Source organism: Streptomyces sp. NBC_00885 (genome assembly GCF_045207475.1).
Classification (GTDB): Bacteria; Actinomycetota; Actinomycetes; order Streptomycetales; family Streptomycetaceae; genus Streptomyces.
On sequence record NZ_CP108796.1, the window covers coordinates 403,929 to 419,546 of the forward strand.

The 15,618-nt window shown below is 68.9% G+C and carries 12 protein-coding genes; 3 read left to right on the top strand and 9 right to left on the bottom strand.

Features of this window, described 5'->3' with window-relative positions:
* Positions 1 to 46: 46 nt before the first annotated feature.
* The 8 genes from OHA61_RS01965 to OHA61_RS02000 form a co-directional block, all read right to left on the bottom strand.
* Complete coding sequence (locus tag OHA61_RS01965; protein ID WP_406301372.1) at positions 47 to 730, bottom strand: response regulator; 684 nt, start codon at positions 728 to 730, stop codon at positions 47 to 49.
* Between the two features lie 117 nt (positions 731 to 847).
* Positions 848 to 1,573: a potassium-transporting ATPase subunit C gene (locus OHA61_RS01970; RefSeq protein WP_406301373.1), complete on the bottom strand. Its 726-nt coding sequence runs from the start codon at positions 1,571 to 1,573 to the stop codon at positions 848 to 850.
* Between the two features lie 4 nt (positions 1,574 to 1,577).
* A complete protein-coding gene (gene kdpB, locus OHA61_RS01975; protein ID WP_406301374.1) occupies positions 1,578 to 3,722 on the bottom strand; it encodes a potassium-transporting ATPase subunit KdpB in 2,145 nt (714 codons plus the stop codon).
* A complete protein-coding gene (gene kdpA, locus OHA61_RS01980) occupies positions 3,719 to 5,383 on the bottom strand; it encodes a potassium-transporting ATPase subunit KdpA (RefSeq protein ID WP_406301375.1) in 1,665 nt (554 codons plus the stop codon). The genes kdpB (OHA61_RS01975) and kdpA overlap by 4 nt, the downstream gene beginning before the upstream one ends.
* A gap of 8 nt (positions 5,384 to 5,391) precedes the next feature.
* Entirely contained in the window at positions 5,392 to 5,481 is a 90-nt protein-coding gene (gene kdpF, locus OHA61_RS01985; protein WP_328666081.1) for a K(+)-transporting ATPase subunit F, read from the bottom strand.
* 238 nt (positions 5,482 to 5,719) lie between these two features.
* Entirely contained in the window at positions 5,720 to 6,466 is a 747-nt protein-coding gene (locus OHA61_RS01990; protein ID WP_406301376.1) for a DUF4118 domain-containing protein, read from the bottom strand.
* Positions 6,467 to 6,877: 411 nt separating this feature from the next.
* Positions 6,878 to 7,456, bottom strand: coding sequence for a hypothetical protein (locus OHA61_RS01995; protein WP_406301377.1), 579 nt, complete (start codon positions 7,454 to 7,456; stop codon positions 6,878 to 6,880).
* 25 nt (positions 7,457 to 7,481) lie between these two features.
* Positions 7,482 to 9,038, bottom strand: coding sequence for a hypothetical protein (locus OHA61_RS02000; protein ID WP_406301378.1), 1,557 nt, complete (start codon positions 9,036 to 9,038; stop codon positions 7,482 to 7,484).
* A 445-nt stretch (positions 9,039 to 9,483) separates the two neighbouring features.
* On the opposite strand from OHA61_RS02000, the gene kdpB (OHA61_RS02005) reads away from it, so the two are divergent.
* Positions 9,484 to 11,643: a potassium-transporting ATPase subunit KdpB gene (gene kdpB, locus OHA61_RS02005; protein ID WP_406301379.1), complete on the top strand. Its 2,160-nt coding sequence runs from the start codon at positions 9,484 to 9,486 to the stop codon at positions 11,641 to 11,643.
* A 306-nt stretch (positions 11,644 to 11,949) separates the two neighbouring features.
* Positions 11,950 to 12,759, top strand: a complete 810-nt coding sequence (locus tag OHA61_RS02010) for an SDR family NAD(P)-dependent oxidoreductase (RefSeq protein ID WP_406301380.1) — start codon at positions 11,950 to 11,952, stop codon at positions 12,757 to 12,759.
* A 148-nt stretch (positions 12,760 to 12,907) separates the two neighbouring features.
* Here OHA61_RS02010 and OHA61_RS02015 read toward each other — a convergent pair whose 3' ends face one another.
* A complete protein-coding gene (locus tag OHA61_RS02015; protein WP_406301381.1) occupies positions 12,908 to 14,758 on the bottom strand; it encodes an APC family permease in 1,851 nt (616 codons plus the stop codon).
* A 210-nt stretch (positions 14,759 to 14,968) separates the two neighbouring features.
* Here OHA61_RS02015 and OHA61_RS02020 point away from each other — a divergent pair, with 210 nt between their 5' ends.
* A complete protein-coding gene (locus OHA61_RS02020) occupies positions 14,969 to 15,526 on the top strand; it encodes a hypothetical protein (protein ID WP_406301382.1) in 558 nt (185 codons plus the stop codon).
* Positions 15,527 to 15,618 lie beyond the last annotated feature (92 nt).

Genomic DNA, 15,618 nt, shown 5'->3' on the forward strand with positions numbered 1-15,618 from the left:
GTTTACAGGTCCACGTTCACAGCTGCCTGCCGGCCCGCGGAGTGCCTCACATCTCGAAGCGGTAGCCCATACCGGGGGCGGTGATGAGATACCGGGGATGTGAAGGGTCAGGTTCGAGTTTGCGCCTCAGCTGTGCCATGTAGACACGCAGATAGTTGGCCTGCGTGCCATAGGTGGGGCCCCACACCTCCTGCAGCAGTTGCTTCTGGCTGACGAGCCGCCCGCGATGCTGGATCAGTACTTCCAGCAGGTGCCACTCGGTCGGGGTGAGGCGGACGTCGCGCCCCTCCCGCGTGACCTTCTTCGCCGGCAGATCGACCGTGAAGTCCTCGGTCGCAACCATCACCGAATCGCCGGACGGAGCTACCGGCGAGGTCCGGCGGGATGCGGCCCGAAGCCGGGCCAGCATTTCGTCCATGCTGAAGGGCTTGGTGATGTAGTCGTCGGCGCCGGCGTCCAGCGCCACGACCTTCTCGTCGGAGGTCCGCCGGGCGGAGACCACGAGGATCGGCACCCGGCTCCACCCGCGGATCCCTTTGATCACGTCGATGCCGTCCATGTCGGGCAGCCCGAGATCCAGCAGTACGACGTCCGGGTGGCGCGAGGCGGCCAGCCGAAGGGCAGTCCCTCCGTCGGGCGCCGAGTCCACCTCGTACTTGCGTGCCTTGAGATTGATCTCGAGAGCCCGTACGAGCTGTGGCTCGTCCTCCACCACCAGCACCCGGGTCATCGGTTGCCGCCTTTCTGTTGTCCGCGAGGAGCGTCTCGTCATGGGCTGGGGAGGGAGCCGAGGCCCGAGGAGGCTCCTCGGGCCTCGGACTCCCGCCCGCCCGCCGACGTAAGACGATCACTTCCCGGTGAGTGCCTTGAGTGCGATGTTGAGCTTGAGGACGTTCACCGTCGGCTCGCCCATGAAGCCGAGGATCCGGCCGTTGGTGTTGTCCGCGACGAGCTTCTCGACCTGGGCGACGGAGAGGTGGTTTTTCTCCGCGACACGGTGGATCTGGAGCTCGGCGTACTCCGGGGAGATGTCCGGGTCCAGGCCGGAGCCGGAGGAGGTGACGGCGTCGGCCGGCACATCCGAGGGCTTGACCTTGTAGCCCGGCACCGAGTTGTCCTTGACCACGGCGGCCTTGGCCTCGACGACCCACTTGCAGAGGGTGCCGTCCTCCGCGTCCTTCGGGTCGGTCGGGCAGCGACCGTCCTTCCCGACCCCGTTGTCGCCGGACCGGTTGGTCGCGCCGGACAGGATCAGCGAGTACTGGGTGTTCACGCTGTTGGATCCGAGGCCGTTGGACGGGCGCGGCTGGAACCACTTCAGGTCCGGGGCCGCCGCCTCCTCCGCGTCGTTGGGGTCCTTCTTCGGCAGGTTGTAGGTCTGGCCGATCAGTTCCGAACCGACGACCTTGCCGTTCGACTTGATCTCGGAGCCGTTGGCCTTGTCGCTGAACAGGGCCTGCGCCACCCCGGTGACGGCGAGCGGGTAGATGACGCCGCAGATGACGGTCAGGACGAGGAGGGCGCGCAGCCCTGCCCCGATGAGCCGTGCGGTGCTGCTGAGAGAGTTGTTCATGACGTCACCCGATGCCAGGGATGAGGGAGATGAGCAGGTCGATGAGCTTGATGCCGATGAACGGGGCGATCAGGCCGCCCAGGCCGTAGATCCCGATGTTGCGGCGGAGCATCTTGTCGGCGCTGGTCGGCCGGTACTGCACGCCCTTCAGGGCGAGCGGCACCAGCGCGATGATGATCAGTGCGTTGAAGATGACGGCCGAAAGGATCGCCGACTCCGGGCTGGTCAGGTTCATGATGTTGAGCTTGTCCAGGCCCGGGTAGACCACCGCGAACATCGCCGGGATGATCGCGAAGTACTTCGCGACGTCGTTGGCGATCGAGAAGGTCGTCAACGCTCCCCGGGTGATGAGGAGTTGCTTGCCGATCTCGACGATCTCGATGAGCTTGGTCGGGTTGGAGTCCAGGTCCACCATGTTCCCGGCCTCCTTGGCGGCCGAGGTACCGGTGTTCATGGCCACACCGACGTCCGCCTGAGCGAGCGCGGGCGCATCGTTCGTACCGTCACCGGTCATCGCGACGAGTTTGCCGCCGGCCTGCTCGCGCTTGATCAGCGCCATCTTGTCCTCGGGAGTGGCCTCGGCGAGGAAGTCGTCCACGCCCGCCTCTTCCGCGATCGCCTTGGCGGTCAGCGGGTTGTCACCCGTGATCATGACGGTCTTGATGCCCATGCGGCGCAGCTCGTCGAACCGCTCGCGCATGCCCTCCTTGACGACGTCCTTGAGGTGGATGACACCCAGGACCCGGGCGCCCTTGTCGTCCTCGACCGCGACCAGCAGCGGCGTACCGCCCGCTTCGGAGATCTTGTTCGCGGCCTGGTCGGCGTCGTCGGCCACCTGACCGCCGCGCTCCTTGACCCAGGCGAGCACCGAGCCCGTCGCGCCCTTGCGGACCTTGCGCGCCTCGCCGTTCTCGGAGAGGTCGACGCCGGACATGCGGGTCTGGGCGGTGAAGGGCACCCACTCGGCCTGCGACAGCTCGCCCTGGTGGCGCTCGCGCAGCCCGTACTTCTCCTTCGCCAGGACGACGATGGAGCGGCCCTCGGGAGTCTCGTCAGCGAGCGAGGAGAGCTGGGCGGCGTCCGCCAGCTCGGCCTCCGTGACGCCCTTGACCGGGACGAACTCGGCGGCCTGGCGGTTGCCGAGGGTGATGGTGCCGGTCTTGTCGAGCAGCAGCGTGGACACATCGCCCGCCGCCTCGACGGCGCGTCCGGACATCGCCAGTACGTTGCGCTGCACCAGCCGGTCCATGCCCGCGATGCCGATCGCGGAGAGGAGGGCGCCGATGGTGGTCGGGATCAGGCAGACCAGCAGCGCGGTCAGCACGATCAGCGACTGCTCGGCGTGCGCGTACTTCGCGAACGGCTGCAGCGTGACGACCGCGAGCAGGAAGACGATCGTCAGCGACGCGAGCAGGATGTTCAGCGCGATCTCGTTGGGCGTCTTCTGGCGGGCAGCGCCCTCGACCAGGTTGATCATCCGGTCGATGAAGGTCTCGCCGGGCTTCGTCGTGATCTTGATGACGATCCGGTCGGACAGGACCTTCGTGCCGCCCGTGACCGCGGACCGGTCACCGCCGGACTCACGGATGACCGGAGCCGACTCGCCGGTGATGGCCGACTCGTCGACGCTCGCGACACCCTCGACCACGTCACCGTCGCCGGGAATGATGTCGCCGGCCTCGCAGACGACCAGGTCGCCGATGCGCAGATCGGTGCCGGGCACCAGCTCCTCGGTGGTGCCGGTCAGGCGGCGGGCGACGGTGTCGGTCTTGGCCTTGCGCAGGGTGTCGGCCTGCGCCTTGCCGCGGCCCTCGGCCACCGCCTCCGCCAGGTTGGCGAAGATCGTGGTCAGCCACAGCCACGCCGCGATCGCCCAGCCGAACCAGTCGGTCGGGTCCTTGAGCGCCAGCACGGTGGTGACCACCGAGCCGATCAGCACCACGAACATCACGGGCGACTTGATCATCACCCGCGGGTCGAGCTTGCGGACGGCGTCCGGGAAGGACTTGAGCAGCTGCTTGGGGTCGAAGAGACCCCCGCCGACGCGGCCGGGTTCGGTCTTGTGACCGGTCGGCACATCGGAGTGCGGTGCGCGCGTGGGCGTTGTAGTGGGCATGGAGTCGTCTTGCTTCTTTACGTTGGTGGTCATGACGCCAGCCCCTCGGCGAGCGGACCCAGCGCCAGGGCCGGGAAGTAGGTCAGACCGGTGATGATCAGGATCGTTCCGACCAGCAGCCCGGTGAACAGCGGCTTGTTGGTGCGCAGGGTTCCTGCGGTCTCCGGGATGGGCTTCTGCTCGGCGAGCGAGCCGGCCAGCGCCAGCACGAACACCATCGGCAGGAACCGGCCGAGCAGCATCGCGAGACCGATGGTGGTGTTGAACCACTGCGTGTCCGCGTTCAGGCCCGCGAAGGCGGAGCCGTTGTTGTTGGCGCCCGAGGTGTAGGCGTAGAGGATCTCGGAGAAGCCGTGCGCATCGCTGTTGGTCAGCGAGTTCACCGGGGTGGGCAGCGCCATCGCGGCGGCGGTGAAGCAGAGCACCAGCGCCGGGGTGATGAGGATGTAGCAGGCCGCGAGCTTGATCTCGCGGGTGCCGATCTTCTTGCCCAGGTACTCGGGCGTACGGCCCACCATCAGGCCCGCGATGAACACCGCGATGATCGCCATGATCAGCATCCCGTAGAGGCCCGAGCCGACACCACCGGGAGCGATCTCACCCAGCTGCATACCCAGCAGGTTGAGGCCACCGCCCAGACCGGTGTTCGACGAGTGGAAGGAGTTGACCGCGCCGGTGGAGGTCAGCGTGGTGGAGATCGAGAAGATCGCCGACGTGCTGATGCCGAAGCGGACCTCCTTGCCCTCCATCGCGCCGCCCGCGGCCTCGAAGGCCGGACCGTTGCCCGCGAACTCCGTCCACATCATGAGCAGGACGAAGCCCAGCCAGATGGTGGCCATCGTGGCGAGGATCGCGTAGCCCTGCTTGATACTGCCGACCATCTTGCCGAAGGTGCGGGTCAGCGAGAACGGGATCAGCAGGATCAGGAAGATCTCGAAGAGGTTCGAGAGCGGGTTGGGGTTCTCGAAGGGGTGGGAGGAGTTGGCGTTGAAGTAACCGCCGCCGTTGGTGCCGATCTCCTTGATGGCCTCCTGCGAGGCGACCGCGCCGCCGTTCCATTGCTGCGAGCCGCCCATGAACTGGCCGACCTCGTGGATGCCGGCGAAGTTCTGGATCGCACCGCACGCGACCAGCACGATCGCGCCGATCACCGAGAGCGGGATCAGGATACGGACAGTGCCGCGGACCAGGTCGGCCCAGAAGTTGCCCAGCTCACCGGTGCGGGAGCGGGCAAAACCCCGTACAAGGGCCACCGCCACCGCGATACCCACCGCGGCGGAGACGAAGTTCTGCACCGCCAGGCCGCCGGTCTGTACGACGTGGCCCATGGCCTGCTCGCCGTAGTACGACTGCCAGTTGGTGTTCGACACGAACGACGCGGCGGTGTTGAACGCCTGGTCCGCATCGATCGAGGAGAAGCCGAGCGAGCCGGGCAGGCTGCCCTGGATCCGCTGCAGCAGGTAGAGGAACAGGACGCTGACCGCCGAGAAGGCGAGGACGCCGCGCAGGTAGGCGGGCCAGCGCATCTCGGCGTTGGGGTTGGCGCCAATCGCCTTGTAGATCCACTTCTCGACCCTGAGATGCTTGGTCGAGGAGTAGACCCGGGCCATGTAGTCGCCGAGCGGACGGTACGCCAGAGCCAGCGCCGCGATGAGCGCAAGCAGCTGGAGCATGCCGGCGAGGAAGGGGCTCATATCTGTGCTCAGAACCTCTCCGGGTACACAAGGGCGACGACGAGGTAACCCAGCAGGGCGACGGCCACGACCAGGCCGACGATGTTCTCGGCAGTCACAGCTTTGCCACCCCCTTGGCGATGACAGCCACCAGCGCGAAGACCGCGATCGTGGTGACGACGAAGGCCAGGTCAGCCATCGTGAGCTCCTGAAGAGGTTCGGAAAATTATCGGACGTCTAGAGGAAAGCCTGTTTCCGGCCAGTCATGAGCGCCGTTGACGGCTCTCTTACGGCTATGAGCACGCTCTTGACGGCTCTCTTACGCCGACCCGTCCGACCTGCGAAGACACCGGGTGATCAGCCGTCGAGAACCGGGCCCGCGGTGTCGAGTGCGGCCCCGGCATGGTCGGCGAGGGTCACCGCCACCAGCCGTGCCAGCAGCGGGGGGACGACTCCGGGGGTGGGCCGGAGCATGAACCGTCCGCCGTAGTGGCCGCTGCCGACGGCTCGCAGTTCGATCTCGCCCTCCGGCCAGCCAAACCGGTCGATGTCCCAGCGGCCGCGCCCCACGACCACGGCTCCGTCCTGCTCCAGGCGCGGCGGACGCCCGAGCAGGCTGCCGTACTCGAAGCGGCATCCGCGCAGCTGCAGTACGTCGACGAGCTGCCGCCTGACCTGGTCGACCACGGCATCGGGCGAGGCGGTGGCCTGGACGAGCTGCGCGGTGTCATGGATCCGGGCGAGATGACCGGCGTCGGTCAAGGTGATCACCTGCAGGCGCCGCGCGCGGGCGGCCAGCTGCGACACGGCCAGGCCCACGGCCAGCAGGAGGGCAGCCGTCTCGATGTCCTTGGAGTCATCGATGGTGAACTGCTGGTACGGCTGCGTGAGGAAGAAGTCGAACCATGCCGCGGACGACAGCGCCGTGAGCGCGCCGGCGTAGCGGTTCCCATTGGCGGAGACCGCCACCACGACGACGACCAGGATCAGGGCCAGGTTCGTGTTCGACAGACTCGTGCGGAAGGGCACCAGCAGCAGCGCCGCCAGGAAGGGCCCAGCCAGCGCGGCGACCAGCGCGATGCGGTCACGAAGCGGGTAGCTCATGATCCACCTCGCCTTCTCCAGAACCGACAAGGCAAGGGTCCGCCCCGGTACCAATTCCGGCCGCGAAAGGCACGAGCCTTGACGGATCCCTGGCGCCGATGAGCCGGACCTTGACACGTCCTTGACTCCGGCCGCGGCAGCAACTGGACCGGCCTCCTCCTTGAACTCGTCCGCTCCGAACTGCACGCGCGGCGGGCCGGAATCAGGTGACCTACCGCAGGGCCTCCGTGGCCGACTGGATGAGCACGGCCGCGCCCGCCAGGAGGAACACCCCTCCGATTGCACGGCACGTTCTCACGCCGGTCGGCCATCCTCTGCGCTGATACGACATCAGCTGGAGCCACTCTGCGGCTCGAAACACATTGGTGACCAGCACCAAGCCTGCGAGGAACGCCCCGACGCCCCAGCCCGTCATGTCCACTCCCGTACGTACCAGTTGTGCGCCCGGCGCGGCAGCCTCGCCGCCAGCCGGTCCCTCGCTCCAGCCGGAAGGGCGACGAATGAGCAGATCACAGCCCCGAGCCCCACCCCCGAAGTCAGCCCCATCAGCATCAGCGCGTCCCTCGGGCCCTGCTCCTGGCAGCCGCCCAGAGCCAACGTCCTGACCCGCTTCCGGTCGCCCTGAGCTCCGCCGTCCCATATGAGACCCGCGTCGGGGTCGACGGTCCGCTCATCGTCCGAGACGAACGTACCTGAACAGGACTGATGCGTACCGCCTTTGGTTTCCTTCTCTTCATGGCACTCCCGTGCCGTCATCACTCCCGGAGTTCCGGTCCAGCCCAGCGCGGCGGTCGTCAGCGTGCCGGTCATCACAGCTGCGGACAGCATCACCACGGCTCCGCACCACCAGCCGAACCGGCGCAGGCGCCCGCGAGCCGAGGGCCGCGGGTTGTTTGTGCTGCCCGCCATACCGGAAGGTCTGCCCGCGATTCCCGCGTGGCGGCGTCGCGCATCGCGCCCGCTTGCCCGTATGCGCTTCGCCTTCGCCATGCGAGCCTCCTGCCCATGGAAAGGCCTATGCCCGGAACTCGGCCAGTCGCGGTCGCAGGCCGACCACAGTAAGCACCGCGGCCGCCACCAGCGCACCGCCCGTCGCGGGCAGCCTTTCGGAGACGGTGCCGCGGCCGTGGCGGACCGATGCGGCGAAGTGGGTGCGGTTGATCTCGGTGACCTGGTCGAGTGCGGCCATCCAGGCGCCGAAGTGGTCGTTGGACTTGCCCGGCTCCCAGCTGATGCAGAAGGCGACGGCTTCCCGCTCCCTGCCCTGCGCGACCAGGCGGCGGATCGTGCGGTCGTCGCGCTGGTAGGTGGCGTACGCCTCGACGGTCCGCTCGGCGGCCGCGCGCTCGCCGGGGAAGGTGATGTTGTCGAGTTCGCGACGGAATTCGCCGGTGAAGCGCAGGTCGTCGTGGTCGGCGCGGTAGCTGCTCCAGGTGTAGGCCAGTTGGCCGTTGTACGTGTCCAGACGCGCGCCCTCGATGCCGTACAGCTGCTGGGACTTGTCGAGGAATGCCTGCTCGTAGGCGGTGCGTTGGTCCCTGAAGAGCAGGTAGCGGCTCTCGTCGGCGTTCGCTTCGTACGCGATGGCGCGGGCGCGGGACAGGGCAACGACGGAGTCGAACGCGTCGCGGCGGGCGCCACGCAGGTCCTCGGAGGAGCCCGCGAGCATCTGGCCCCCGACGGCGAAGGCGATGAACGCGCAGAGTGTGGCGGCCAGCAGGCCCGGGTTGAGGATCCGGTGGAAGTGGCGTGCGAGGTACCACTGCACAGCGACGAGGACCCCCAGGAGCAGCAGACCGATGACAACTGCCGCAATCAGCTGGGCGGTGAGCCGGGAGCCGGCGGCGTCGTACTCGGCCTCAAAGGCGGCGTTATTGGCTTCGATCAAGGTCCGTGATTCGGGGAGGAGTTGGTGCTCCAAGAGGATTGTGGCGGAGCGGTAGTCCTCCAGTGCCGCAGGCTTGCCACCCGCCCGGGTGTCGTTCTCCAGGGCGCGGCCGATCAGCTCCTGGTAGCGGGCGAAGTTCTCGGTGAGGGTTTCCACCGTGTGTTCGGCGTCCCGGTCGCCCTCGGCGGCGACCGCGAGGGTGCGCAGTTCACGGCTGACGGTGTGCCGTGCGTCGTCGTAGAAGCCGACGGCCTTGTCGTACGGGACGGACATGCGCCCCTCGCCCGCATTGCCGCTGGACAGCAGGATGTTGGCGGACTGCGCGTCCATGTCGTTCAGGGCGAGGTTGAGGCCCGCGGCGCTGGTCGTGCGAGGGGCTTCGCGGTCGGCGACGGCGTCCCAGGTGCCGGACGCGGCGAGACCTGCCGTCAGAAGCAGCAGCGTGAGCGCGGCGACGAGTGACAGGCTCGCTGCACGCAGCAGGCGCAGCCGGGCCGGGGTTGTCGCCCAGCTGCCGCTGAGCCAGGCCCATACAGCCGGAAGGAGCGGGCGGCCCGGTCGCTGCCTCCCTCGTGGCTGCGGGCCGGGCCGCCCCTCCTGTCGTACGACCGGAATGCGACGAGTTTCGGCCTGAGTACGGGCTTTCGCCTCCGGACTCTGCGCGGTACCGGCGGTGATGGTCACGCGCCCTCCAACCTCACGCCACGGACCGGTCGTCCGTGCCCCCGTGCCGGTCAGTCTCAGCCGCTTTTCGGCCATGGAAGGCGGCCCTTGATGTCTCCCTGACGCCCCTTCAGTACTTCTTGACGTGCACTTGACGCCAAGCCCCGAGAGCTGTCAGAGGACCGTAAATTCCGCGGGGCTTAGGCGAATTGGCAGCATCGCGGCCTCTAGATTTTCCGGTGGCCGCTCAAGGTCGCGGGCGTCAGTGGCATGACAGAACCCCGGGGGTCCTCCCCCGGTCGCGTCTTCGGCGGCGGGTACGCGGCAGCGTCTCCCCCGTTGCCGCGTCCGCACACGGCCCTGCAGGCGCCGGGACTCCGGCGCCTGCAGGGCTCGAGCGGCTCCCCCTGTGTCGGCCCGCCCGGCCCCGTCATGGCGAGGGCCGTCCCATCAGAAGGTCTCAGTGATGCTTCCCCCCGCCCCTCAGCAGGCTCCGTCGGCTCCGCGAAGCCGGAATCCGGAGAGCGGGCCGGTCAACCGGCCACCCCGACGACGCACCAGACAGGGCGGGCTCTTCGATCCCGTACAGCTGGTGAAGTCCTTCCCGGAGGCCGTCCGCAAACTGCACCCGCGGGCCCTGGCCAGAAACCCCGTGCTGTTCGTGGTCGCGGCGGGATCGGTGCTGACGACCCTTTCCGCCCTGTTCCACCCGTCCGTCTTCACCTGGGTAATCAGCGTCTGGCTCTGGCTGACGGTGATCTTCGCCAACCTCGCCGAGGCCGTCGCCGAGGGCCGCGGAAAGGCCCAGGCGGAGTCGCTGCGTCGGGCGCGTACCGACACGGTCGCCCTTCGGCTGCGGGCTTGGCGCGTCGGCATGGACTTAAATCGTGCCGAGACCGAAGCCGTCGCCGCCACCGACCTGTGCCTCTTCGACTTCGTCCTGGTCGAGGCGGGCGAGCTGATCCCGGCGGACGGCGATGTCGTCGACGGTGTCGCCGCGGTCGACGAGTCCGCCGTCACCGGTGAATCCGCCCCCGTCATCCGGGAGTCGGGCGGCGACCGCAGCGGCGTCACCGGCGGCACGACGGTCCTCTCCGACCGCATCGTCGTACGGGTCACGTCCCGCCCCGGCCATTCCTTCCTGGACCGGATGATCGCCCTGGTCGAGGGCGCGTCCCGGCAGAAGACCCCGAACGAGATCGCCCTCAACATCCTGCTGGCGGCGCTCACCATCGTCTTCGTCCTGGTGGTCGTGGGGCTCCAGCCGATGGCCGCCTACGCGAACGCCGCCCCGTCGACGACCGTGCTGGTCGCCCTTCTGGTCACCCTGATCCCGACCACCATCGGCGCGTTGCTCTCGGCCATCGGCATCGCCGGGATGGACCGGCTCGTCCAGCGCAATGTGCTCGCGATGTCCGGCCGCGCGGTCGAAGCAGCCGGTGACGTCAACACGCTCCTGCTCGACAAGACCGGCACCATCACCCTCGGCAACCGCGAAGCCGCCGGATTCGTGCCGCTGCCCGGCATCGACGAGCTGATCCTGGCGGATGCGGCACAGCTCTCCTCGCTGGCCGACGAGACGCCGGAGGGCCGATCGGTCGTCGTGCTGGCGAAGCGGAAGTACGGGCTGCGGGAGCCGGCGGAGGGTGAGTTGAGCCATGCGCAGTTCGTGTCCTTCTCCGCACTGACCCGGATGTCGGGCGTGGACCTGTTCTCGGACAACGGCGCGGCATGCCACATCCGCAAGGGTGCCGCGTCCGCGGTGACCGACTGGGTGCGGATGCGCGGCGGAACCGTACCGGCGGAGGCGGGCATGTACGCCGACTCGATCGCGGCCTCCGGCGGCACTCCCCTGCTCGTGGCGGTGCACGACTGGGACGGGCCGCGCGTCCTCGGGGTCATTCACCTCAAGGACGTGGTCAAGGACGGCATCCGGGAACGCTTCGCCGAGCTGCGCCGCATGGGTATCCGTACGGTCATGATCACCGGCGACAACCCGCTGACCGCACGCGCGATCGCCCAGGAGGCGGGCGTGGACGACTTCCTTGCCGAGGCCACCCCGGAGGACAAACTCGCCCTCATCAAGCAGGAGCAGGCGGGCGGCAAGCTCGTCGCAATGACCGGCGACGGTACGAACGACGCGCCCGCGCTCGCCCAGGCCGACGTCGGCGTCGCGATGAACACCGGCACCTCCGCCGCCAAGGAGGCCGGGAACATGGTCGACCTCGACTCCAACCCCACCAAGCTCATCGAGATCGTCCAGATCGGCAAACAACTCCTCATCACCCGCGGGGCGTTGACCACCTTCTCCATCACCAACGACGTCGCCAAGTACTTCGCGATCATCCCCGCGATGTTCACGGGCGCGTATCCAGGTCTCAAGGCCCTGAACGTCATGGGCCTGCACAGCCCCACCTCCGCGATCACCTCGGCGATCATCTTCAACGCCCTGATCATCGTGACGCTGATCCCGCTCGCCCTGCGCGGTGTGCGCTACACCCCGTCGTCCGCACACGACCTGCTGCGCCGCAACCTCGCTGTCTACGGCCTCGGCGGTCTCGTGCTGCCCTTCGCCGGCATCAAGCTGATCGACCTGTTCGTCTCCACGATCCCCGGTCTGGGCTGACGCATCAGAGCCCCGTCAAGGACCGCCCGGGGCTCTTGAGCCCGTGCCCGCAAGCCAGTTGTATGGACGATGTGAACAGCCATCTGCGCCATGACGACCGGCCACCGAATCAGGTGCCGCCGGCCGTGCGCGCTGATCACCCGCCGGTGCGCTGACGCACCGTTCGCGCGGCCGCATGACGACGGCCGCTTCTTGTCCCGTACGCCCCGCTCTCTGACGGGTCGTACGTACCCACATCCCTCGCACGTCGCCTGCTCTCGCCCCGCGGCGAGGGCATCGGCGCGTGCTCTTCTCCAGGAACTGATCATGTCTTCTGCAACCCTGTCCGGACGGACCGTGCTGGTCACCGGTGCCACCTCCGGCATCGGCTACGAGACGGCGCGACAGCTCGCCGAGCGCGGCGCCACAGTCCTCGTCCACGGCCGCACCGCCGAAGAGGCGCGAGCCGCGACCGACTGGCTGATCGCCGCCGACGGCATCGACGCGAACCGCCTGTGCGCATTCGCCGCCGACTTCACACACCTGGACGATGTGGAAGCCATGGCTGCCCGCGTCGTCCAGGGGCACCCGCACCTGGACGTCCTCGTGAACAACGCGGCCATGGCCGCCCCGGAGCGGCACACCGTGACCGCCGACGGCAACGAGATCGCCTTCCAGGTCAACTTCCTCGCCCACTACCTGCTCACCGGCCTGCTGGAACAGGCCCTCACCAGCAGGCCCGGCGGCCGGGTCGTGAACGTCTCGTCCTCGCTGCACCGCACCGGCTCCATCCAGTGGAGCGATCCCAACCGGGCCCGCCGCTATTCACGTCTGGGCGCGTACGCCCAGTCGCAGCTTGCGCTCACCGTCTTCGCCGCCGACCTTCGGGTGACGGCCGTCTCCGTTCACCCGGGCATCTGCGAGACCGCGCTGCTGCCGCTGTACGCCCACACCGGGGCCACGGCCGCCGACGGTGCCTCCCACGTCGTACGGCTCTGCGACCCGGCGGTCGAGATCGTCAACGGCGCCTACTACGACCGCGACGAGCGCGTCGAGCCCGCGCCCGCCGCGACCGAAGAGCGCACGGTCAAACGCCTCAACAAGCTCGCCGACGTCCTCGTCGGCCACACCGCCTGAAGGGGCCCCGGAAACACACGTCCAAGCGCGCACGCAAGAAGAAGGCCCGCCGCAAGAAGAAGGCCAACCACGGCCGCAGGGCCTGTCAGCGCTGACCACGAAGGGGGCGGCCCTGCCGGGCCGCCCCCGAACCCGACGGGCGTAACCGTCAGGGCAGATCCGACAGCCGGAAGCGCAGTCGGCAGATGACGGCGTTCGTGTCGCGGCGGACGGCGTGTGCGACGACCGCGCCGCGCTGGTTCTGCAGCAGCCGCTGCCAGAGCCGGGCCGGTTCGACCTCGGGGATGAGCACGGTAATCCGTGTGCCCGGTTCGGCGGCCGCCACCTCCCGTACATATGCGGCGACCGGGCGGCCGACGGTGCGGCGCGACGAGGCGATGCGCACCAGCGGGGCGCCCGGATTCCACAGCGCCCAGTCCCGTTCCAGGGCCTCGGTCTGCGCACGGTCCTCGGGATCGGTGTGGCAGACCGTCACCGCGCGCACCTCGTCGCCGAGTGACACGGCCGCGGTCAGGGCCTCGCTGGTGAGCCGGGTCAGGGAGGAGACCGGGACCAGGACCAACGAGCGGTCGCGGTGCGGGGATTCGGGGATGCGGCCGAGGCCGAGCCGCTCGCCGATCCGGTCGTACGCACGGTGGACGCACTCGAACCCGGCGACCAGCACGGGCAGGGCGACCACGATCAACCAGGCGCCGTCGTGGAACTTGGTGGCAGTGACGACGACCGCGCTGACGCCCGTGAGCAGCGCGCCCAGACCGTTGAGTACCGCCTTGCCGGTCCACTGGGGGCCGCGCACCTGGCGCCAGTGCAGGACCATGCCGCTCTGGGCGATGGTGAATCCGACGAAGACGCCGATGGCGAAGAGAGGTACGAGGGTGTTGGTGTCGCCACCGGAGAAGACCAGCAGTGCGGCAGAGACGGCCGCGAGGGTGAGTACCCCGTGGCGGTGGACCTGCCGGTCGGCCTTCAGACCGAAGACGTGCGGCAGGTAGTTGTCGCGGGCCAGCAGCTTGAGCAGGACCGGCAGCCCGCCGAAGGACGTGTTCGCAGACAGCGCCAGCAACACCATCGTGGCGAACTGGACGACGTAGAAGGCCCAGTTGTGGCCGAAGGACGCGTCGGCGAGCTGCGCGAGGACAGTGACTCCCTCGACGGGCTGCAGTCCGAACCGGGAGATCAGGACGGACAGGCCGATGAGCATCACGCCAAGCAGGGCCCCGAGCGCGACCTCCGCACGCTGAGCGCGGCGGGCAGCCGGGGCGCGGAAGGACGGGACGGCGTTGGCTATGGCCTCGACACCCGTCAGCGCCGAGCAGCCCGAGGCGAAGGCCTTGAGCAGCAGGAGGGCTCCGACGCTGGTGGCATTGTCGGCGAGGACGGAGGCATGGCCCGCGGCTGCCTCGGTGCTCACCGGGGCGTCACGGAACAGGCCGACGGCGATGAGTAGGAGGATCGAGCCGATGAAGACGATCGTGGGCACGATGAACGCGCGGGCGGAGTCGACGATCCCGCGCAGGTTCACCGCGGTGATCAGGACGAGGACGACGAGGCACAGCCACAGCCGCTCGCCGTACAGCCCGGGGAAGGCCGAGGTCAGCGCGGCCACTCCCGCCGTGACCGCGACGGCCACATTGAGGACGTAGTCCAGGACCAGGGAGGCGGCGGCGACCAGGCTGGTCCGGCGGCCCAGATGCGCCTTGGCGACCGCGTAGCTCCCGCCGCCGTCCGGGAAGGCCGCGATCACCTGTCGGTACGAGGCGACGAGGACGGCCAGCAGCGCGGCGATCGCCACGGTGACGGGGAGTGTGAAGCCGAGCCCGTAGCCGCCCGCTGCGGCCAGGACCAGGACGATCGCCTCCGGCCCGTACGCGACCGAGGCCATCGCATCGAGCGAGAGCGCGGCCAGGCCGGTCAGGGCGGTGAGCTTGTGGCGTGCGCCGGTATCCGGGGGTTCCTCTGCGCTGGGCGCGGCTCCGGTCTCGGTGGACAGGACGGACATGCGGGTGGGCTCCTTCGTTCCGGGTCCGCTCAGGGTGTGCCCCCATCCGACCGGCCATGGCCGTCGCTGGCGCGTTCTTGGCGCGAAACGGCGATGCCTTCACGCGTTCTTGACGAGGGCCGTCAAGAAGACGTCAAAGTTGACCGGCGCCGCGCCAGCGGTTCATCAATGAACCAGGAGCGAGCCCTGAGCGCGCCTAGCGTCGGTGGCATGGGACGGAGTACGAGACCGGTTCCGGGGCGCGACGCCGACCGTGCGGAACCCCCCGGAACGCACGCTTCCAACACCGGGTGGGCCGGTGAGCTACGAGCCGCAGTCTGCTGCGCCGTACTGCTCCTCGCGCTGCTGCTGGTCATCGACACCGCTGCCGGCAGCCTCACCGCCCCGCGCGGCATCCTGTGGGCCGGCCTCTCCCTCCTGCTGTTCGTGGTCCTGCACCCGGCGAAGGTCACGGCCGGCGAGGGCTGGCTCGCCTCGCGCGGGCTATGGCGGGAACGGAGAGTGCGCACGGACCGCCTGGTGGCGGTGCGCTGGTCCGACGGTGTCGCACAACGGCTGGTCCTGCGCGACGTGGACGGCGGAGGGGTCGAGCTGGACCCGCATGTCCTCATCGACAATCCAGAGCTGTGGCGTCTGGTGGACGCGGGCGCCCGCGCCTCCCTGGGGCGGGGGACGCTACTGTGCGGCGCCACGGCCCTGAAGCAGCTGTCGCGGCGGATCGACGGCGAGACGGCCCAGAGCGTCTTCAAGGTCTCCGGCCTGGACTAGGGCGAATATTGCCTGACACGGCACCAGCGACGAGCCGCGCAGGGCGCGGGACTTGGCTCAGCCTGCCCGGGGCGGACCGCTGCGCGAACCCA

Coding starts and splice junctions, on each gene's coding strand:
- OHA61_RS01965 (WP_406301372.1), bottom strand. CDS start 730: ATGACCCGGGTGCTGGTGGTGGAGGACGAGCCACAGCTCGTACGGGCT.
- OHA61_RS01970 (WP_406301373.1), bottom strand. CDS start 1,573: ATGAACAACTCTCTCAGCAGCACCGCACGGCTCATCGGGGCAGGGCTG.
- kdpB (WP_406301374.1), bottom strand. CDS start 3,722: ATGACCACCAACGTAAAGAAGCAAGACGACTCCATGCCCACTACAACG.
- kdpA (WP_406301375.1), bottom strand. CDS start 5,383: ATGAGCCCCTTCCTCGCCGGCATGCTCCAGCTGCTTGCGCTCATCGCG.
- OHA61_RS01990 (WP_406301376.1), bottom strand. CDS start 6,466: ATGAGCTACCCGCTTCGTGACCGCATCGCGCTGGTCGCCGCGCTGGCT.
- OHA61_RS01995 (WP_406301377.1), bottom strand. CDS start 7,456: ATGGCGAAGGCGAAGCGCATACGGGCAAGCGGGCGCGATGCGCGACGC.
- kdpB (WP_406301379.1), top strand. CDS start 9,484: ATGCTTCCCCCCGCCCCTCAGCAGGCTCCGTCGGCTCCGCGAAGCCGG.
- OHA61_RS02010 (WP_406301380.1), top strand. CDS start 11,950: ATGTCTTCTGCAACCCTGTCCGGACGGACCGTGCTGGTCACCGGTGCC.
- OHA61_RS02015 (WP_406301381.1), bottom strand. CDS start 14,758: ATGTCCGTCCTGTCCACCGAGACCGGAGCCGCGCCCAGCGCAGAGGAA.
- OHA61_RS02020 (WP_406301382.1), top strand. CDS start 14,969: ATGGGACGGAGTACGAGACCGGTTCCGGGGCGCGACGCCGACCGTGCG.